Raw genomic sequence first — 16,749 nt, forward strand, 5'->3', positions numbered from 1 at the left:
TCGAATCGAGGTGACCCATGTCCTTCACACCCCGCCCGTACCAGGTCGACGCCATCGAGGCGCTCCGCCAGGCCTGGGCCTCCGGCCAGAACCGTGTCGCCGTCGTCCTCCCGACGGGCGCGGGCAAAACGGTGGTGTTCAGCCACCTGGCCCACCAGATGCTCGACAGCCTCGGCGGCCGCCGCGCGCTGGTCATCGCCCACCGGGAGGAGCTCATCGAGCAGGCCGCTTCCAAGCTGCTCGCCGTCGACCCCATGCTGCGGGTCGGCATCGTCAAGGCCGCTCGCGACGACCACCACGACGCCGACGTGATCGTGGCCAGCATCCAGACCCTGGCCGTCGCCCGCCGCCGCGAGGCCATCCGAGACATCGGCCTGATCATCGTGGACGAGTGCCACCACGCCGCCGCCCGCACCTACATGGAGGTGCTCCGGCACTTCGGCGCCTGGGACGGCGTGCCAACGGCTGGCTTCACCGCGACCATGACGCGCACCGACGGCGGCCTGGCCGAGGTCTGGGAGGACGTCGTTTTCCGCCTCGACATCCTCGACATGATCAGCGACGGCTACCTGTGCGACGTCCGCGGCAAGGCGATCACGGTCGACACCCTCGACCTCAACAAGGTGAAGACCAGGGGCGGCGACCTCGTCGAGGGCCAGCTGGGCAAGGCGCTGGAGGACTCCGGTGCGCTGGACGCGATCGCCAAGGCGTACGTGGACCACGCGGGCGAGCGCGCCGGCGTCGTCTTCACCCCGACCGTCGCGACCGCCCAGGCCGCCGCCGCCTCTCTCCAGGCCGTCGGCATCAAGGCCGCCCCGGTCTGGGGCGACATGGGCCGCGACGAGCGGCGCGCGACGCTCGCTCGGTACGAGGCTGGCGACATCCAGGTGCTCACCAACTGCATGGTGCTCACCGAGGGGTTCGACGCCCCGCACACCAGCTGCATCGTGGTCGCTCGCCCCACCAAGTCGCCTGGCTTGTATGTGCAGATGGTCGGCCGCGGGCTCCGCCCGGCGCCTGGGAAGCGCGACGCGCTGCTGCTGGACGTCATGGGTGCTGCGTCCCGTCACAAGCTGGCTTCGATGGTCGACCTGACCGAGCGGGAGATCGGCGAGGCCGAGGAGGGGAAGAGCCTTCGGCAGGTCGCCGAAGAGCACGTGGCCAGCGAGAAGCGGCGCGCGCTTGCCGCGCAGGTGACCGCCGAGGAGATCAACCTGTTCGGGCAGTCGGCGATCCGCTGGCTCCGCACGGAGGACGGCACGTGGTTCATCCGCCTGACGGGCGCGATGTTCCTGTTCCTCGTCCGGGATCCCGGGACCCGGATGTACCGGATGCGCCGCTGGACACAGACGGACGGCATCCACCCACCCAAGGACGACGTCGCCCGACCGCTGCCGGAGGCCCTGGCGTGGCTGGAGCAACAGGCCAAGCTGCTCGCCCCGGGCGCGTTCGTCGCCCGTGAGGCCCGGTGGCGCCGCAGCCAGCCCAGCGACAAGCAGTTCGGCCTGTGCCGGCGCCTCGGCATCAAGGTGCCGCGCGGCAGCACGGCCGGCGACGTCGCTGACCTGATCGACCAGGACCGCGTCGGCCGCGTCCTGGGCCAACTGATCCTTCCCGCCGCTTGACGGTCCGGGCCTGTCGCTATCAGGCCCGGACCTCCACCCATCACACCACGGAGGAATCCCAGATGAACTACAAGACCCCGGCTCTCGTCGCCGCACTCCACACCTACGAGGCCGCCGTCAAGGCCGAACGCGTCGGCGACGGCACCCCCGAGCAGACCGCGGCCGCCCGCCAGGCCGCCACCGAGCTCGGCGCCACCTGGAACGCCTTGCACTGCGCCGCAGGCGGCTTCATCCCGGAGCGCATCACGATGGCCGACTACCCGCAGCCCGTCGGCACGATCATGCGCGGGTCGTTCGGCTCGCTGGCTGTCGTCGTCGAGCGCGACGGCTTCGTGTTCCTCGCCTGCTGCGCGGAGCACGAGGCGCAGGGCAACGCCTCCGGCTACTTCGTGCAGGCCAGCCACGGCAGGATCTGCGACCGATCGGAGCCCGCCGGAATCGCCGATTACGACTGCCCGCACGTCCCCGGCCAGCTCTTCAGCTGACATGCCGACCATCACGTCTATGACGGCCTGGCGCACCCGGGCAGCGTGCGCCGGCCAGGACACCGAGCTGTGGTTCCCCGACTACCCGGTCGGCGCCCCGGCCATGAAGATCTGCGGCCGTTGCCCGGTGCGCGCCGAGTGCCTCTACGACTGCCTCGCGGACGAGGTGCCCTCCAGGCGGTACGGCATCCGCGGCGGCCTCACTACCGGCGAGCGCCAGGCACTCCCTGAACTCCCCGAACGGCCTTCCGACGCCATCGCCGTACTCCGCGAGCTGCTCCACACCACATCCGAAGACCAGCCACCAGCCGAAAGGACCGGCCCCACCATGACCACGGACACCGAGCTTGTTGCGCAGGCCAAGACAGAAGATCTCCCCGTTGGCCAGCTCCTCAAGTGGGGCGACGAGCACCCGGACGCCGACGTCCGCGACCAGGCCGCCCGCGCCCGCCTCGCCCTCACCGGCCTCCGCCGTCGGCACGTCGCCGACCAGGAGCTGGCCGCCATCACCACCGAGGCCGAGCAGCTGGAGAAGCGCCTCGCCGAACTCCAGGCCCGCAAGGCCGAGCTGGTGCCGGCCAAGCCGAAGCGGAAGACGCCCGCGCGGGACTACGACACCCGCACGGTGCGCGCCTGGGCCGACGAGCAGGGCGTGGAATGCCCGCGGGTCGGCCAGATCCCGAAGCGCGTCCTGGACGCCTGGCGGGCCTCGCTGCTGCAGGCCGGATGAAGCACGTACGGCCGCCCCGCAGTCGAAGTGCGGGGCGGCCTCCCACCCATCACACCACGGAGAACCCCATGGCAGATCTCAGCCTTGCCTCACAGAAACTCCTTCTCGAGCTCGGCCGCCGCGACAAGGGCGCCGGCGTCGCCGTGCGCTACTCCGGCCGCGGACGCTGGTACTTCGCTGGCCCCAGTACCGGGCAGCTGTTCAACACCCGCACGTTCCCGCCGCTGTACGACGCCGGACTTGCCACTGGCTGGGACGAGTACGACGACGACGGGCCGATGCGCATCACGGAGGCGGGTCGACTCCTCGCCGCCGAGCTGGAGGCGCAGGAGCGGGCGAAGCGCGAGGCCAAGGCCGCCCGCCCGAAAGCGAACGCGGACGGCCCGGCAGCACTCCGTCTCCTGCGGGAGATCGCCAGCCGCGACCAGCCGGTCCCGATCTACGACGACGGCAGGCGCCGCGCCTGGCGCGTCGGCTCCCGTGACGGCCACAGCGCATCCATCGACACCTGGATGGCCCTCTGCAAGGCCGACCGCATCCGCATCGACCGCGTGTCCAGCATCGGCGGCCACCGCGTGACCGTCACCGACGCTGGACGCGAACGGCTTGGTGACGCCCGGTGACGCCCCGCCCGCGCTGCGCCAGCGGCCACTGGCTCCCCGCCGCCGCCGAGCCCGGCTCGCCCTGCTGCTGCGTGTTCGCGCCGCGTCGCCTGCGGTCCCGGCCGCGCGACCACCGCGACCTGTGGGGCCAGGGCCGCCACATCGCCCACCGCCGCATGACCACCATCCGACTCGCCGGGAGGTACCTGTGAACCACAACGACCGCGCCCTGCACTGGCTGTACCTGCTCGGTGGCGCGCTCACGGCGCTCTGCGCCACGACCAGCGCCCGACACGGCGCGTACTGGTACGCCGCAGGCCTTGCCGCCGTCACCTTCCTGCTCGTCATCGCAGCGATCCGCGAGTACGTCGACGCCGACGAGCGCCGTGCAGCCGCCGTGCGCGCCGAGCGGGCGGTGCGTGTCCGGGCGCTCTCCGACGAGCGCCAGCTGCGGCAGATCGCGGACTCCCTCGGTCACTCCTGCTGCGAACGCTGGTGGACGTCCTGCGGCGCCGAGCACGCCAGCACCTGCAGGAACCAGGGGGTGCAGCGATGAGCGCCCCGCGCTACACCGCCGACAGCATCACCGACGATGCCCTGGACAAGCTGTACGCCAACGCCTCGAAGGGCTGGCGCCGCGGCGACGACTGGAAGAAGCGGGCCGTGGCGGCGGAGGCCGCCATCGCCCGGCTCACCGCCTGGTGCGACGAACTCGACGCCAACGCCCAAGCCCTCTGCAAGGACAAGGACAGCGGCATCGTCCACCCCGTCGCCGCCAACATCCGCGCGAAACTCCAGCCGGAGGAGACCAGCACACCGTGAACAACTGCGGCATGTGCGAGCAGCATCTGGAGCACGGGCACCTGTGCCCCGGCTGCACGCTCGCCACCCTCGAACGCCTCAACCGCATGCCGAAGCTGTGGGCCGAGCTCGCTGAGTTCCTGGCCCCGGGCAGTCAGGGCCCGAGCTACGGGCGCACGCGGCCCGCCGAGGCGCCGCTGCCCGTCGTCGAGAACGTCCTCAGCCTGCGCGCGGTCGGCGGCATCCTCGGCGTCCTGGAGGACTGGTACAGCGCGATGCGCGCCGACCGCGGCTGGGCCCGCCCGCTCAGGCGCCGGCCGAAGGGCGACGGCATCGGTGCCCGCGTTGAGGCGGCCGCCCAGGCCCTGGTCGTCAACCTGGAGTGGATGGCCGGCTTCTGGTGGCCGGTCGGCGAGTTCGCCAAGGACCTGCGGCGGCTTGAGTCCGAGGTGCTCTCCATCGTCGACCCGCGCGACCCGGCCACCGAGGGCCGCCGCTACGGCTACTGCGTCGCCACCAAGGACGGCGAGGTGTGCGGGGCGGTGCTGCGGCTGTACCCGGGTGAGACGGCGATCACGTGTCGCTGGTGCCGCTATGTCTACCAGCAGACCGACTTCCTCCGACTGCGGCAGTTGCAGCCGGACACGGGCGCGGAAACCGCCGAACCCGTTGCCTAGAACACTAGGGTTCGGGTAGTCTGATCTGCGTGCCAACTACCAATTGGCGCGAACGAGTTGATGCCGAAGACCGGCGACAGAAGCGGTTGCTGGACCTGATCTCAGCCAGCGCCCGGAAGCGAGCGGCAGCGCTCGAAGACGGCGTGAGAGAGCTGGGAAGCAAGTCCGCAGTCGCGGAGGTCCTCGGCGTCAGCCCGAGCGCAGTCCGCAGATCCATCCGCGAGCACGGGACCGGGACCCTACCCCCAACCGGCAGCTCCCCGACCACAACCGAATAGGCCCGGAAAGCGGGCACCCCCGGATCGAGCGACCCTACCGCCCGTCCGGGGACACCCCAGATCACGAGAGAGACGGAACCTCCTCATGACCCAGCGGAACCTTATCGCCCCCGGCCAGGGGGCCGCCGCGCGCGTTGCTGCGCTCCACCAGCTCGCCCGCGAGGACTACGTGAAGGGCCAGCGCGAGCGCGCGGCGCACATGGCCCTGAGCGCCACCCACCTGGCTGCGCCGGCCCCGGTCGTCCCGTCCGAGCCGAGCGACCTCGAGGTGGCCATCAACGTCGCCCAGCGGCTGCTCGACAGCGACCAGATCCTGTCCGTCCGCGAGGCCCTCCGCCTGCTCCTGCGCGCCCTCGGCGCCGAGGCGGTGACCGGTCGATGACCTCCTACGACCCGCTGCACGGCCCGGAGAAGACGACGCCGCTGCACGGCCCGGAGAAGACGACGCCGCTCGTCGCGTCCCTCGAAGTCGAGCTGAGCGTCACGCGCCGGATCCTCGACGAGACCGCACCGCTGAACATCCACAGCCACGACGACATGCTGAAGGCCGCCGTCGCCCTCGACTGCCGCGTCCGCGCCCTCGTGGCTGCGCTGGAGGCCGCGGGGGGTGAGCGCCCGTGACCACCCGTGAACTCACCCGCGGTCAGGCCGTCGTTCTCGGCGCGGCCGCCGCCGCGATGGTCGTCGTCGGAGGCTTCGGCAGCTGGGGCACCTACTCCAACGCCGTCACCGCGTTCCACCGGCAGGCCACCGCCGCCGGCGTCGTCGCCGCGGGTGAGGGCCTCACCCTCATCCTGGCCATGGTCATGCTCGGGCGGACCATGCTGGGCATGGCGACGCCCGCCGTCGTGCGCGGCGGCATGTGGCTCGCCCCGCTGTCGGCCAGCTTCATCGGCCTGTCCATCGCCGACGACGCCCGCGAGGCCGCCGTGTACGCGGCGACCCCGCTCGCCATGTCGCTCGCCGCCGAGGGCCTCGGGTTCATTGCCCGCAGCATCGTCGTCTACCGCACCGGCGTGGACGCCGAGGTGATGCGCCGCAACGCCGACGCCGCCCGGCAGCTCGCCTTCAACCGGGCCGTCGCCGACGGCCACCCCGACAAGCGCAAGCAGAAGGCTGCTGTGCGCCGGTACTGGCGCCTTGCCCGGCACGTCGGTGTGGGCGACGCTGAGCTCGGTGCCGGCCTGGTCGACGTCCAGCGCGTCCGCGTCCGCGACGGAGCTGATGCGGCGCTCGCATCCATGTACGGCGGTGCGAAGGACAGCGTGTCCTCCGCACCCGTCGAGCGGCCCCGGTCCGTGTCCGCGACGGACGTCCTGCGGGCCCGCTTCGCCGACATGGACCCGGCCGATGCGATCCGGTTCGCGGCTGCCGGGCGACCTGATGCGCCGCCCGCCGAGCTCGCCGCGATCCTCCAGACCTACGACGTCCACGTCGACCCCGTCGCGGTCGCCCTGGTCCTCGGCGAGCAGCCCTCCGAGTACACCGTCGAGCGACCCGATACGCCCGCGCATCACGAGGTCACAGCCCTCCCGGCGGTGAACCTGCAGGGCGCCGTCGAGGAAGCCGCCGCGGTCCTCGGCGCGGACGCATCACCCCGCGCGATCGCCGAGCACCTCGAGCAGAACCGGCGCCTGGTCGTCGACGAGCCGTACATCCGCACCGCCCTGTCCCGGGCCGCGAAGAAGCCCCAGCCGGGCACCCCGGCCAAGCCGATGGAGGGGGGATACGCGTGATGCGCATCGTCTTCGGCGTCGTCCTGGGACTCCTCGTCGCCTACCCGGCGCTGCTCTCCCTGCTCTTGGGCGTCGTCGCCCAGCCGCCCGTCCTCGCGTTCGCCGCTGGCGTCCTGCTCTGGCCGCGCATCACCCGCCGCGTCAGGGGGTGGGCCCGGTGAGCGACGCCCTCAACAAGGCGGAGGCCGCGGTGCGGGCCGCCGAGACGGACACGGACGTCGTCCGCATCGTCGCCGCCGTCCTCGCCACCCAGCAGGCCATGAAGGAGCAGGACCGCCCCGCCCCTCCCGCGCCGCTCGCCCAGCGCCCCGTGGGCCTGTACGTCGCGGCCGGTATCGGTGGCGCCGTCGCCCTGTCGTTCCTCGCCATGGCTGCCGCGCTCCTGGCGGTCGCCGTCGCGGTCGGAGCGGTCGCGACCACTGTGTGCGTCCTGGTCCTGCGCTCCGTCTGGCAGGACATGCAGCGAGGCCGCTGACCTGGCTCTTCCGTCCCACTGACTCCCACCAGGAAGTCAGTCGGGCGGTGGGGTCGGACCAGCCGGCCCACCACCGAGAGGAACCCCGTGAACGACGACGACTACAGCAACGACGACCTGTTCAGCGCCTCCGAGCTGGCCGAGATGGACCGCGACGCCGAGTTCCGGATGGACGCCGCCGACGACGCCCGCAACACCGCCGAGGTCGAGGCCGACGAGCGGGCGGAGGACACCGGTGTCTGAGCCGAAGCTGACCCTCGGCGAGAAGGCCGCCATCGTGCGGCTGGAGCTCAAGGGCCTGCGCCGCGCCGCGGCCGGGATCACCGTGCAGCCCGACATCGACCGCGGCATCGCCCGCATCAAGGACCGCGCCCGCAAGCGCGAGCAGCAGAAGAAGTAGCCACGCCCCGGGGACGGCCCAAACCGCCAAGTCAGCGGCCGTCCCCGGGCCCCGGACCGCCCATCAGAACGACCGGAGAGACCAGGATGACCGACAACGTCGTACAGCTCCACAAGACCCCGCCCGCCGACCTCGGCGACACCCTCACCGAAACCATCATCGACGTCGTCGCCAACGCCGAGCCCCGGCCCGTCGACCCGCCCGACACCAGCCCCGAGCCCGGCACCTGGATCGCCGACGCCCAGGCCTACCTCGCCGACGCCCCGCCCGTCGTCCCCACCTTTCTCCGCAAGGTCGACGCCTTCACCAACGCTGCCCGCTGGACCGTCTCGTATTACGCGCACGTCACCGCGTTCCACACCCTCCGCACGCCCGTCTACCTCTCCCGCCTGCTGCTGCGCGCCCCGCGCGGCACCGGTCGGCTCCTCGTCCGCTGGGGCAAGTGGGTCGCCGACACCGAGGCCCGCCCCGTCGAGGCCAAGGCCGCCGCCAGCGCGGACATCGAGGCCTGGCTGGCGCTCTCGCGCGAGCACTCCCGCCGCGTCCGCCCGCGCCGCATGGCCTCCCTCGCTGTCGCCACCACCACCAGCATCACCACCCTGATCAGCGGCTTCCTCGTACCCGGCTGGACCCTCACCGGCGCCGTCACGGCCGCCGCCCTGGCTGGCCTGGCCGGGAAGAAGGGCGACAAGGCCCTCATCACCCGCTACGTCGCCACCAACGTGCTCCGCCGCCTCGACTCCACCGAGGTGTTCGACGCGCTCGCCGCCATCGGCATCGAGGGCAAGAAGGGCCGCAAGGGCGTCGAGTTCGCCTCCGAGGTCATGCGCGACGGCCCCGGCTGGCGCGCCGAGGTCGACCTCCCGCCCGGCATCGAGGCCACCGCCGTGCTGGAGAAGCGGGCCGCCCTGGCGGCCGCCATGCGCCGCCCCATCAGCACCGTCTGGCCCGAGGCCGACCGCACCGCCCACCCCGGCCGGCTCGTCCTGTGGGTCGCCCAGCGCGACCCCGCCAAGGCCGCCCGCAAGCTGTGGCCCCTCATGAAGGACGGCCAGGCCGACGTCTACCAGCCGCTGCCCTTCGGCTTCGACCCGCGCGGCAACCTCGTCGAGATCACCCTCATGTACTCGAACCTGCTGGTCGGAGGCATCCCCGGCAGCGGCAAGACCTCGTGCGCGCTCGCCATCGTCCTCGGCGTCGCCCTCGACCCGTCCGCCGAACTGTGGATCTACGAGCTGAAGGGCTCCGGCGACCTCGACTCCGTCAAGCCCATCTGCCACCGGTACGTCAGTGGTGACGAAGACGAGGACCTCGAGGCCGCCCTCGGCGGCATGCGCTCCGGGATCGCCGAGTACCAGCGCCGCGCCGCGTTCGTGCGTTCCCTGCCCGCCTCCGAGGTCCCCGAGGGCCGCAAGGTCACCCGCGCGCTCGCCGAGAAATACCCCGAGCAGCAGCTCGGCCCGCGCGTCATCGTCATCGACGAGGTGCAGGAGCTGTTCACCCACGCCGAGTACAAGGAAGAGGCCGCCGCCCTCGCCACCCGCCTCATCAAGAAGGCCCGCGCCTACGGCATCATCCTCATCCTCCTCACCCAGAACCCCGACGCCCCGTCCCTGCCCACCTCCGTCTCCTCCTCCGTCGGCACCCGCCTGTGCCTGGCCGTCATGGAGTGGCGGGCCAACAACAACGTGCTGGGCACCGGCGCCTACGACCGCGGCATGCGCGCCACCGACATCTCCGTGGACGAGCAGGGCACCGGGATCCTCGCCCGCGGCCGCGAAGGCATCACCGTCCGCGCCGCGTTCATCAAGCAGACCGAGGCCGAGGACATCGCCAAGCGGGCCCTCGCCCTGCGCACGGCCGCCGGCACGCTCTCTGGCCAGTCCGTCGGCGCCGCCGTCTGGGACCAGGACGTCGAGACGGTCGTCGACCACCTGCGCGCCATCTGGCCCGACGGGGTTGAGACGGTCCACTCCCACCGGCTCGTCGAGGCCCTCGCCGCCTACCGGGCCGACCTGTACAAGCCGTGGACCGAGATGGACGCCGCGGCCGCGTCCACCGCGCTCTCGGCCGCCCTGAAGCCCTTCAAGGTCTCCACCCGGCAGCTCACCATCAGGGAGTGCTGCGGCGGTGCCAAGGGCCTCCGGTACACCGACCTGCCCCAGACCGACGACACCGAGGAGTGACCATGGGGAACGCCTACTACGAGATCACCCGCCAGGACGGCACGACGATCGAGGCGGGCTACGGCGTGGAAGCCGTCTGCGAGCAGGACGGCTGCTTCGCCGAGATCGACCGCGGCCTGGCCCATCTGTGCGGCAACGAACCGGGTGGCGACGAGTACGGATGCGGCGGCTACTTCTGCGCCAGCCACCTGTTCCTCGGCTCGGGAGCCCCCGTCTCGGAGGGCCTGTGCGGCACGTGCAGCGAGCGGTACGAGCGGGAGCACCCGGACCCCGAAGAGGCCGCCGAGGACAGCGAGTAGGGGACCGAAAGCCGGTTTCGGATCAAGCCTGCGGTTTCACCTTGATCCGAAACCGGTTTCGCCCCCGATATCGGCCCCCACCTGCGAAGTTTCGAGTTTCGGACCTGGCCGCGCGAGGCCGTAACCGCCCCGGAACCGGCCCCGGCAAGGGCCTCCGCAGCCGACATCGCTACCGCACACTGGGGACATGGAGTCACAGCTCATCCGCCCCGGCTACCTGACCGCCCACCAGACTGCGCGGGTCCTCGGCGTCGACCTCGCCACGGTCCGCCAGCTGGTCCGCCGAGGCAAGCTCACCCGCGCGGGCGGCACACCCCGCCAGCCCTGGTACGCGGTGAACGACGTCACCGCGTATGCCGCCAACCGCGACGCCGTCAAGGTCGCTTGACCTGCTGGTCAGCACGGTGTCACGATCTCCGTGTACAGCCATGCCCGCAGGACGGGCACCACAGACACACGGCGAAGCCCCGGTGACCTGAACACCGGGGCTTCGTCGTGTCAGGAGATGGCGGCGCGGAAGACGGGTAGCGCCGTCCGCGAGCAGGGTGGGCGCCTGCCCGCGCCGCCGTCCCCGTCAACGCCTGCGCTTCACCGCCGCCGAGGCTAGGACGCCCAGGATCATCGCGGCACCGAGGATCACGCCTGGCCACCACGTGATCAACCGGCTGCCGATCAGCAGCACCAGGCCAGCCACGACGATCCCGAGCGGGACGTCGAGCTTCTGCTTCATGTTCACCACCCCCAAGGCCGGACACGGTAGCGGAGGTGCCATGTCCAAGTCCCAGCGCTGGCGTGTCTGCTCCGTCCCCCGCTGCCCCGAGTACACGCAGCACGGCAAGTGCGACGAGCACCGACGCCAGGCAGAGCAGCAGCGAGGCAGCGCACGGCAGCGAGGCTACGGACGAGAGCACGAGACCCGCTTCCGCCCCGGAGTCCTCGCCAAGCATCCGACGTGCGTCTGCACCGAGCATGAGCACGGACATGGTCAGCCCTGCGGTCGTCCCACCGAGCATGCCGACCACTACCCCTACGACCGCCGTGCCCTGGTCGCCGCCGGCCTGGACCCGAACGACCCGAGGTACGGCCGCGGACTGTGCGGGCCATGCCACAGCAGCCACACCGCGACTGAGCAGCCTGGAGGTTGGAACCGATGACACGGCACAACGTCGAGATCAGCACCGACGGCATGCGCCGAGAGATCCTCCTCGACGGACACGACATTGCGCACAGCGTCACAGCTCTGTCCTTCAGCACGGAGCACCACTGCCTGCCGGTACTGATGCTGTGCCTGCGCCTCGTTGACGTGACCACGCTCAGCAGCAAGGACACCGAGGTGCTGGTCGATGACGGCGTAGCGGAGACGCTCAAGCGGCTTGGCTGGACACCTCCTCAGGAGCAGCAGCCATGAGCGACGAGGCGAGGCCCGTCGGCGACGTCCTCGACGCCATCGGCATCAGGGCCACCGTCGCCGACGGCGAGCTGGTGGCCGGCGCCATGGTCCTGCTGAAGGTGATCGACAACGAGGGCGACACGCGCCTAAGCATGGCCTACTCGGACGGCCTGGGGTGGATCGAGCGCGCCGGCATGCTCCGCATCGCCGAGCGTATGGAGGCCCCGTCGGACCAGGTGGATGAGGGGTAGCCGTGACGGAGGGTGACAGTTCCATGATCACCCGGTGGGGGTGGACCCCCGATCAAGATCGCCTGGGGGACCGCCGGGGAGGTGGCTCCCAGGTCTGCCGGGTTCAGAGCTCCCGGTGATCATGCTCCGCTGTCACGCAAGGTGACGGCGCCGACGCCGCGCAACGCGGCCAAGTGGAGTGATCAACATGGCGAAGGGTGGAGCACGCTCCCGTTCCGGCCCGGCACCCGACCCGGAGGCGCTGCGGCGAGAACGGGACGCCGGCGAGTGGACGATCCTGCCCGCCGAGGGCCGCCAGGGCACATCGCCCGACTGGCCGCTGCTCGGCCTGAGCAACCGTGAGTCCGAGCTGTGGACCCGCCTGTGGCGGACGCCGCAGGCCCTGATGTGGGAGCGGTACGGCCAGGAGCTGGAGGTGGCGCTGTACATCCGGCGGCTCGCTGAGGCTGAGATGCCGGAGTCCGCGGTGAACCTGTCCACGCTGGTGCGACAGATGGCCGACAGCCTCGGCCTGACGAGTCCGGGTATGAGGGCGAACCGGTGGCGCATCGAGCGTCCCAGCGAGGACGACGAGACGCCTTCGGGCCCGACGCCGACGATCGCGCCGAACTCGGCGCGCGCCAGGCTGAGGGCGGTGTCCGGTGGTAGCGGCTGACGACGGCACCTGGTCGCTCGACTTCCCGGCCCTGTTCGTCGTCCCGGACTGGATCACCCGGCACTGCCGCCTCCAGTCCGTCGGCGGCCTGGACGACACCCCGGCGCCGTTCGAGATGTACGACTGGCAGCTGCGGATCACGGCCAACCTCTACCGAGTCAAGCCGACCGCCGAGCTGGGACAGCTCGCGACCGCCTTCCACTACCGGCGGGCACAGGCCGTGGCGCCGCAGAAGAGCGGCAAGGGCCCCTGGGCTGCGTCCATCGTCGCGGCCGAGGCCGTCGGGCCGGTGCTCTTCGGCGGCTGGGCGCTCGGCGGCGAGCGGTACCGCTGCTCTGACCACCGGTGCGGCTGCGGCTGGGTGTACGAGTACGAGCCGGGCGAGCCGATGGGCCGACCGTGGAACAAGCCGCTGATCCAGATCACGGCGACGTCCGAGGACCAGACCGACAACACGTACCGCCCGCTTCAGGAGATGATCCGCAACGGGCCGCTCGCCGAAGTGATGCGGGTGGGCGAGCAGTTCATCCGGCTACCGAACGACGGCCGGATCGACGTCGTCACCTCCAGCGCCCAGTCCCGTCTGGGCAACCCGATCACGTTCGCCTCGCAGGACGAGACCGGTATCTGGACCGAGGGCAACGGCATGACGAAGGTGGCCACGACGCAGCGCCGAGGCCTGGCCGGCATGTCGGGGCGCTCGCTGGAACAGACGAACGCCTGGGACCCAACCGAGAACTCGGTGGCGCAGAAGACGGCGGAGACCAAGGTCAAGGACGTGTACCGGTTCCACCGGCTGCCGCCGAAGGATCTTGACTACGGCAAGAAGCCCGAGCGGCGGAAGATCCACGCCGTGGTGTACCGGGGCAGCCATCACGTGGACCTGGACTCCATCGAGGGCGAGGCCGCCGAGCTGCTGGAGAAGGAGCCGGCGGAGGCCGAGCGCTTCTACGGCAACCGGATCACCGCGGGCATGGGTGCATGGCTCCAGCAGGACCGGTGGGACGCCCGCCTCGGGCGCCGGACGGTCCCGGACAGTGCCCGGATCGTGCTCGGCTTCGACGGCTCCGACGTGGACGACTGGACCGGGCTGCGGGCGGAGACGCTCGACGGCTACCAGTTCACCCCGCGGTACGGTCCGGATCGGCTGCCGTGCGTCTGGAACCCGGCCGAGTGGGAGGGCCAGGTTCCGCGCTTGGAGGTCGACGCCGCGTTCCGGGAGATGTTCGAGCGGTACGACGTGGTCCGTGCCTACGTCGACCCGCCGTACTGGACCAGCGAGGTCGCGGCCTGGCAGGCCCGCTTCGGCGAGAAGCGAGTGACGGAGTGGCACACGAACCGAGTGGTGCAGATGCACGCCGCGTGCGAGCAGCTGCTCACGGACGTCACGAAGAAGGACTCGACGTTCTGGCACGACGGGTGCGAGACCACGTCCATCCACGTGCGCAACGCCCGCAAGGCCGCGCGCCCGTCGAACCGCTACGTGCTGAGGAAGGCCACGGTGCTCCAGAAGATCGACCTGGCCGTCTGTTCGGTCCTGGCCCACGAGGCGGCCCAGGACGCCATCGCCGCGGGGCAGGCCGAGCCGCCGCCGACCTACTACGCCTACACGGCCTGAGAGGGGGCGAGCGTGGCTACGGAGGAGCAGGCCCGGCGCCTGGTGGATGTCCTGGCGACGGAGCTGACGTCCCGGTCGGGTGATGTGCTGCGGCACGACCGCTACTACCGGGGCAAGCATCCGCTGCGGTTCGCGTCGGACGAGTTCCGGAAGTACTGCGCGGACCGCTACGAGGGGTTCTCGGACAACTGGGTGCAGCCGGTGGCCGATTCCCCGGTGGAGCGGCTCACAGTCACCGGGGTGCAGGCGCCCGGGGAGGTGAAGGCGGACGCTGAGCTGTGGGGGGTGTGGCAGCGCAACGCGCTCGACGCCGACTCGCAGCTGGGCTTCCTCGGCGCCGGGAACGCGGCCCGCTGCTTCGTGCTGGTGTGGGGCAACCCGGACGACGAGGAGAACCCCGTCGTCACCTTCGAGGACGCCTCGACGGCCGTAGTGCAGTACGAGCCGGGGTCGCGCCGACGTCGGCGGGCCGCGATGAAGATGTGGCAGGACGGCTTCAGCGAGTTCGCCACCCTGTACCTGCCCACCGAGGTCTGGAAGTTCGAGCGGCCGCTGTCCGCAGGGGAGAAGAAGTCGCCGCAGATGGCGGAGGCTGACGCGGTCATGGCTTCCTGGACGCCTCGGGAGACCGGGGCCGAGCCGAACCCGCAGCCGAACCCGATGGGCGTCGTGCCGATGGTGGAGCTGCCCAACCGGCCGCTGCTGGCGTCCGAGCCGGTCTCGGACGTCTCCGGGGTCATCGCCATGCAGGACGCGATCAACCTGCTGTGGGCGATGCTGTTCACCAACGCCGACTATGCCTCGCTGACCCAGCGGATCGTCACCGGCGCCGAGGTCCCGAAGGTCCCGGTCCTGGACTCGACCGGGCAGAAGGTCGGCGAGCGGCCGATCGACCTGAAGAAGTTCGTCACCGACCGCATCCTGTGGCTGGAGAACCCCGATGCCAAGGTCGACTCCTGGCCTGCCGCCCAGCTCACCGCGTACACCGAGGTGATTGAGGTCTGCGTGGGCCACATCGCCGCGCAGACCCGCACCCCCCAGCACTACCTGGTGGGCAAGATGGCCAACCTGTCCGGCGACGCCCTGATTGCCGCTGAGACCGGCCTGGTCAAGCGGGCCGAGGAGAAGCAGCTGTGGTTCGGCCAGGCGCTGCGCGAGGTGTTCCAGCTGATCTGCCTGGCCCGCGGCGAGGACGACAAGGCCAAGGCCGTGGCCGGCGGGACGGTGCTGTGGAAGGACCCGCAGTCCCGCAACCTCGCCCAGCTCACCGACAGCCTGCTGAAGCTGAAGCAGATCGGCTTCCCTTTCGAGTGGCTGGCGCTGCGGTTCGGGCTGACCCCGCCCGAGGTGGCCACGCTGATGGAGATGCGTGCTCGAGAGGCGGAGTTCGACCCGGTGGCAGCCATCATGGGCGGCGGCACCGTCGAGAAGCCTCCGCCGCCCGGCCCGGACCCGGCCGACGAGGGTGTGCCGTGACGGAGCCCCTGACCCTGGCGACTCGGCACCTGGCCCGTCAGCGGCGGATCGCGGCGGCCTCCATGGCCGGGGCGCTGCGCGAGTGGGGACTGCTGGACGCGAACGACCTGCGCGCGTCATGGAGCGTGATCAGTCCACGGCTGGTGAAGGTGCTCACCGCGGGGCAGCTCGCGGCAGCCAGCGGCGCGGACGACTACGTCACGTCGGTCGTCGCAGCCGAGGGCGCGGACGGGCTCATGGAGGGCACGGTCAACGCGACGGCATTCGCCGGGGTCGCCGCCGACGGGCGCAGCCTGGACACGCTGATGTTGCGCCCGCTGATCACCACGTACCGGGCGCTGTCGTCGGGTGCGACGCCTCCGCAGGCACTGAGCGCAGGGCGGGGGCTGCTGGCGACGATCGTGCGCTCCGAGGTCGCCGACGCGGGCCGTGGAGCGGTCGGTGTAGGGATCGCCGGGCGCCGGACGATCCAGGGCTATGTCCGGGTGGTGCAGCCGCCGGCCTGTTCCCGCTGCGTGATCCTCGCCGGGCGCGAGTACGGATGGAACAAGGGGTTTCAGCGGCACCCGCGATGCGACTGCATCCACCTGCCGACGACGCTGATCGCCCGCAACCAGCACCTGGGCCGGGGCTCCTCGGAAGGGGGCCGGGGCGGCTTCATCGACCCCCGCGGCTATTTCAACAGCCTGTCCAGGGCCGAGCAGGACCGCATCTTCACGGCAGCCGGGGCAAGGGCGATCCGCGAGGGCGCCGACATGGCCCAGATCGTCAACGCCCGCCGGGGGATGTACACCGCGGACGCGTACGGCCGCCGGGTCGCTGCGACCCGCGAAGGCGCCACCCGGCGCGGCCAGTTCTACCGCCGGGAACGGGCACTGGCCGAGGCCCGCACCGGCACCCGGTTTGCCCGGGACCGCATCGACGCCAGACGGGGCCTGCCGACGTTCCAACTGCGCACGCCACGGCTGCTGCCGGAAGAGATCTACCGGCTTGCCGAGGACCGCGAGGACGCGATCCGCATGCTTCGCCGCTTCGGCTACCTGACCTGACCCGGGCGCAACGCCC

At 71.4% G+C, this 16,749-nt stretch carries 26 protein-coding genes; 25 read left to right on the plus strand and 1 reads right to left on the minus strand.

What is annotated here, in order from left to right:
- The first annotated feature begins 17 nt into the window (after positions 1-17).
- The 18 genes from ACIRF9_RS29880 (at position 18) to ACIRF9_RS29965 (ending at position 10,682) form a co-directional block, all read left to right on the plus strand.
- On the plus strand, positions 18-1,625 hold the full coding sequence (locus tag ACIRF9_RS29880) for a DEAD/DEAH box helicase (protein WP_403828320.1): 1,608 nt from the start codon (positions 18-20) through the stop codon (positions 1,623-1,625).
- A 62-nt stretch (positions 1,626-1,687) separates the two neighbouring features.
- Positions 1,688-2,110 (plus strand): hypothetical protein, encoded by a 423-nt coding sequence (locus tag ACIRF9_RS29885; RefSeq protein WP_403828322.1) that lies wholly within the window; start codon positions 1,688-1,690, stop codon positions 2,108-2,110.
- A gap of 19 nt (positions 2,111-2,129) precedes the next feature.
- The gene (locus ACIRF9_RS29890) at positions 2,130-2,840 is read left to right on the plus strand and encodes a WhiB family transcriptional regulator (protein WP_403828324.1); all 711 of its coding nucleotides are present in this window, start codon (positions 2,130-2,132) and stop codon (positions 2,838-2,840) included.
- 68 nt (positions 2,841-2,908) lie between these two features.
- A complete protein-coding gene (locus tag ACIRF9_RS29895; protein WP_403828326.1) occupies positions 2,909-3,463 on the plus strand; it encodes a hypothetical protein in 555 nt (184 codons plus the stop codon).
- On the plus strand, positions 3,460-3,654 hold the full coding sequence (locus ACIRF9_RS29900) for a hypothetical protein (RefSeq protein ID WP_403828328.1): 195 nt from the start codon (positions 3,460-3,462) through the stop codon (positions 3,652-3,654). The genes ACIRF9_RS29895 and ACIRF9_RS29900 overlap by 4 nt, the downstream gene beginning before the upstream one ends.
- Complete coding sequence (locus ACIRF9_RS29905) at positions 3,651-3,998, plus strand: hypothetical protein (protein WP_403828330.1); 348 nt, start codon at positions 3,651-3,653, stop codon at positions 3,996-3,998. The genes ACIRF9_RS29900 and ACIRF9_RS29905 overlap by 4 nt, the downstream gene beginning before the upstream one ends.
- A complete protein-coding gene (locus ACIRF9_RS29910; RefSeq protein WP_403828332.1) occupies positions 3,995-4,264 on the plus strand; it encodes a hypothetical protein in 270 nt (89 codons plus the stop codon). Before ACIRF9_RS29905 ends, ACIRF9_RS29910 begins: the two co-directional genes overlap by 4 nt.
- Positions 4,261-4,920, plus strand: coding sequence for a hypothetical protein (locus ACIRF9_RS29915; RefSeq protein WP_403828334.1), 660 nt, complete (start codon positions 4,261-4,263; stop codon positions 4,918-4,920). Before ACIRF9_RS29910 ends, ACIRF9_RS29915 begins: the two co-directional genes overlap by 4 nt.
- A 363-nt stretch (positions 4,921-5,283) precedes the next feature.
- A complete protein-coding gene (locus ACIRF9_RS29920; protein WP_403828336.1) occupies positions 5,284-5,580 on the plus strand; it encodes a hypothetical protein in 297 nt (98 codons plus the stop codon).
- Positions 5,577-5,819, plus strand: a complete 243-nt coding sequence (locus ACIRF9_RS29925) for a hypothetical protein (RefSeq protein ID WP_403828338.1) — start codon at positions 5,577-5,579, stop codon at positions 5,817-5,819. The genes ACIRF9_RS29920 and ACIRF9_RS29925 overlap by 4 nt, the downstream gene beginning before the upstream one ends.
- A complete protein-coding gene (locus tag ACIRF9_RS29930) occupies positions 5,816-6,934 on the plus strand; it encodes a hypothetical protein (protein WP_403828340.1) in 1,119 nt (372 codons plus the stop codon). The genes ACIRF9_RS29925 and ACIRF9_RS29930 overlap by 4 nt, the downstream gene beginning before the upstream one ends.
- Positions 6,931-7,095 carry a hypothetical protein gene (locus ACIRF9_RS29935; RefSeq protein WP_403828800.1) on the plus strand — a complete coding sequence of 55 codons (165 nt, stop codon included), beginning with the start codon at positions 6,931-6,933 and terminating at the stop codon, positions 7,093-7,095. The genes ACIRF9_RS29930 and ACIRF9_RS29935 overlap by 4 nt, the downstream gene beginning before the upstream one ends.
- A complete protein-coding gene (locus tag ACIRF9_RS29940; RefSeq protein ID WP_403828342.1) occupies positions 7,092-7,409 on the plus strand; it encodes a hypothetical protein in 318 nt (105 codons plus the stop codon). The genes ACIRF9_RS29935 and ACIRF9_RS29940 overlap by 4 nt, the downstream gene beginning before the upstream one ends.
- A gap of 87 nt (positions 7,410-7,496) precedes the next feature.
- Positions 7,497-7,652: a hypothetical protein gene (locus ACIRF9_RS29945; protein WP_403828344.1), complete on the plus strand. Its 156-nt coding sequence runs from the start codon at positions 7,497-7,499 to the stop codon at positions 7,650-7,652.
- Positions 7,645-7,809, plus strand: coding sequence for a DUF6257 family protein (locus tag ACIRF9_RS29950; RefSeq protein WP_403828346.1), 165 nt, complete (start codon positions 7,645-7,647; stop codon positions 7,807-7,809). Before ACIRF9_RS29945 ends, ACIRF9_RS29950 begins: the two co-directional genes overlap by 8 nt.
- An 86-nt stretch (positions 7,810-7,895) precedes the next feature.
- Entirely contained in the window at positions 7,896-9,995 is a 2,100-nt protein-coding gene (locus ACIRF9_RS29955) for an FtsK/SpoIIIE domain-containing protein (RefSeq protein ID WP_403828348.1), read from the plus strand.
- A 2-nt stretch (positions 9,996-9,997) separates the two neighbouring features.
- Positions 9,998-10,294, plus strand: coding sequence for a hypothetical protein (locus ACIRF9_RS29960; protein ID WP_403828350.1), 297 nt, complete (start codon positions 9,998-10,000; stop codon positions 10,292-10,294).
- Between the two features lie 187 nt (positions 10,295-10,481).
- Positions 10,482-10,682 carry a hypothetical protein gene (locus ACIRF9_RS29965; RefSeq protein WP_403828352.1) on the plus strand — a complete coding sequence of 67 codons (201 nt, stop codon included), beginning with the start codon at positions 10,482-10,484 and terminating at the stop codon, positions 10,680-10,682.
- A gap of 186 nt (positions 10,683-10,868) precedes the next feature.
- Here ACIRF9_RS29965 and ACIRF9_RS29970 read toward each other — a convergent pair whose 3' ends face one another.
- Positions 10,869-11,024 carry a hypothetical protein gene (locus tag ACIRF9_RS29970; protein WP_403828354.1) on the minus strand — a complete coding sequence of 52 codons (156 nt, stop codon included), beginning with the start codon at positions 11,022-11,024 and terminating at the stop codon, positions 10,869-10,871.
- A 40-nt stretch (positions 11,025-11,064) separates the two neighbouring features.
- Here ACIRF9_RS29970 and ACIRF9_RS29975 point away from each other — a divergent pair, with 40 nt between their 5' ends.
- From ACIRF9_RS29975 to ACIRF9_RS30005, 7 genes are all read left to right on the plus strand, one after another.
- On the plus strand, positions 11,065-11,448 hold the full coding sequence (locus tag ACIRF9_RS29975; RefSeq protein WP_403828356.1) for a holin: 384 nt from the start codon (positions 11,065-11,067) through the stop codon (positions 11,446-11,448).
- On the plus strand, positions 11,445-11,702 hold the full coding sequence (locus tag ACIRF9_RS29980; RefSeq protein WP_403828358.1) for a hypothetical protein: 258 nt from the start codon (positions 11,445-11,447) through the stop codon (positions 11,700-11,702). Before ACIRF9_RS29975 ends, ACIRF9_RS29980 begins: the two co-directional genes overlap by 4 nt.
- Positions 11,699-11,935 (plus strand): hypothetical protein, encoded by a 237-nt coding sequence (locus ACIRF9_RS29985; RefSeq protein ID WP_403828360.1) that lies wholly within the window; start codon positions 11,699-11,701, stop codon positions 11,933-11,935. The genes ACIRF9_RS29980 and ACIRF9_RS29985 overlap by 4 nt, the downstream gene beginning before the upstream one ends.
- A 187-nt stretch (positions 11,936-12,122) precedes the next feature.
- Complete coding sequence (locus ACIRF9_RS29990) at positions 12,123-12,590, plus strand: hypothetical protein (RefSeq protein ID WP_403828362.1); 468 nt, start codon at positions 12,123-12,125, stop codon at positions 12,588-12,590.
- On the plus strand, positions 12,577-14,208 hold the full coding sequence (locus ACIRF9_RS29995) for a hypothetical protein (RefSeq protein ID WP_403828364.1): 1,632 nt from the start codon (positions 12,577-12,579) through the stop codon (positions 14,206-14,208). The genes ACIRF9_RS29990 and ACIRF9_RS29995 overlap by 14 nt, the downstream gene beginning before the upstream one ends.
- 12 nt (positions 14,209-14,220) lie before the next feature.
- Positions 14,221-15,684 carry a phage portal protein gene (locus ACIRF9_RS30000; protein WP_403828365.1) on the plus strand — a complete coding sequence of 488 codons (1,464 nt, stop codon included), beginning with the start codon at positions 14,221-14,223 and terminating at the stop codon, positions 15,682-15,684.
- Positions 15,681-16,733: a hypothetical protein gene (locus ACIRF9_RS30005; RefSeq protein WP_403828367.1), complete on the plus strand. Its 1,053-nt coding sequence runs from the start codon at positions 15,681-15,683 to the stop codon at positions 16,731-16,733. The genes ACIRF9_RS30000 and ACIRF9_RS30005 overlap by 4 nt, the downstream gene beginning before the upstream one ends.
- Positions 16,734-16,749 lie beyond the last annotated feature (16 nt).

Source organism: Streptomyces sp. NPDC096132 (genome assembly GCF_044763345.1).
In the GTDB taxonomy this organism is placed as follows: domain Bacteria; phylum Actinomycetota; class Actinomycetes; order Streptomycetales; family Streptomycetaceae; genus Streptomyces.

Excerpts from the sequence above, each read along its gene's own strand:
- ACIRF9_RS29880 (WP_403828320.1), top strand. The coding sequence starts at position 18 with ATGTCCTTCACACCCCGCCCGTACCAGGTCGACGCCATCGAGGCGCTC.
- ACIRF9_RS29960 (WP_403828350.1), top strand. The coding sequence starts at position 9,998 with ATGGGGAACGCCTACTACGAGATCACCCGCCAGGACGGCACGACGATC.
- ACIRF9_RS29910 (WP_403828332.1), top strand. The coding sequence starts at position 3,995 with ATGAGCGCCCCGCGCTACACCGCCGACAGCATCACCGACGATGCCCTG.
- ACIRF9_RS29970 (WP_403828354.1), bottom strand. The coding sequence starts at position 11,024 with ATGAAGCAGAAGCTCGACGTCCCGCTCGGGATCGTCGTGGCTGGCCTG.
- ACIRF9_RS29890 (WP_403828324.1), top strand. The coding sequence starts at position 2,130 with ATGACGGCCTGGCGCACCCGGGCAGCGTGCGCCGGCCAGGACACCGAG.
- ACIRF9_RS29965 (WP_403828352.1), top strand. The coding sequence starts at position 10,482 with ATGGAGTCACAGCTCATCCGCCCCGGCTACCTGACCGCCCACCAGACT.
- ACIRF9_RS29920 (WP_403828336.1), top strand. The coding sequence starts at position 5,284 with ATGACCCAGCGGAACCTTATCGCCCCCGGCCAGGGGGCCGCCGCGCGC.
- ACIRF9_RS29885 (WP_403828322.1), top strand. The coding sequence starts at position 1,688 with ATGAACTACAAGACCCCGGCTCTCGTCGCCGCACTCCACACCTACGAG.
- ACIRF9_RS29895 (WP_403828326.1), top strand. The coding sequence starts at position 2,909 with ATGGCAGATCTCAGCCTTGCCTCACAGAAACTCCTTCTCGAGCTCGGC.
- ACIRF9_RS29975 (WP_403828356.1), top strand. The coding sequence starts at position 11,065 with ATGTCCAAGTCCCAGCGCTGGCGTGTCTGCTCCGTCCCCCGCTGCCCC.
- ACIRF9_RS29925 (WP_403828338.1), top strand. The coding sequence starts at position 5,577 with ATGACCTCCTACGACCCGCTGCACGGCCCGGAGAAGACGACGCCGCTG.
- ACIRF9_RS29955 (WP_403828348.1), top strand. The coding sequence starts at position 7,896 with ATGACCGACAACGTCGTACAGCTCCACAAGACCCCGCCCGCCGACCTC.
- ACIRF9_RS29990 (WP_403828362.1), top strand. The coding sequence starts at position 12,123 with ATGGCGAAGGGTGGAGCACGCTCCCGTTCCGGCCCGGCACCCGACCCG.
- ACIRF9_RS29985 (WP_403828360.1), top strand. The coding sequence starts at position 11,699 with ATGAGCGACGAGGCGAGGCCCGTCGGCGACGTCCTCGACGCCATCGGC.
- ACIRF9_RS29980 (WP_403828358.1), top strand. The coding sequence starts at position 11,445 with ATGACACGGCACAACGTCGAGATCAGCACCGACGGCATGCGCCGAGAG.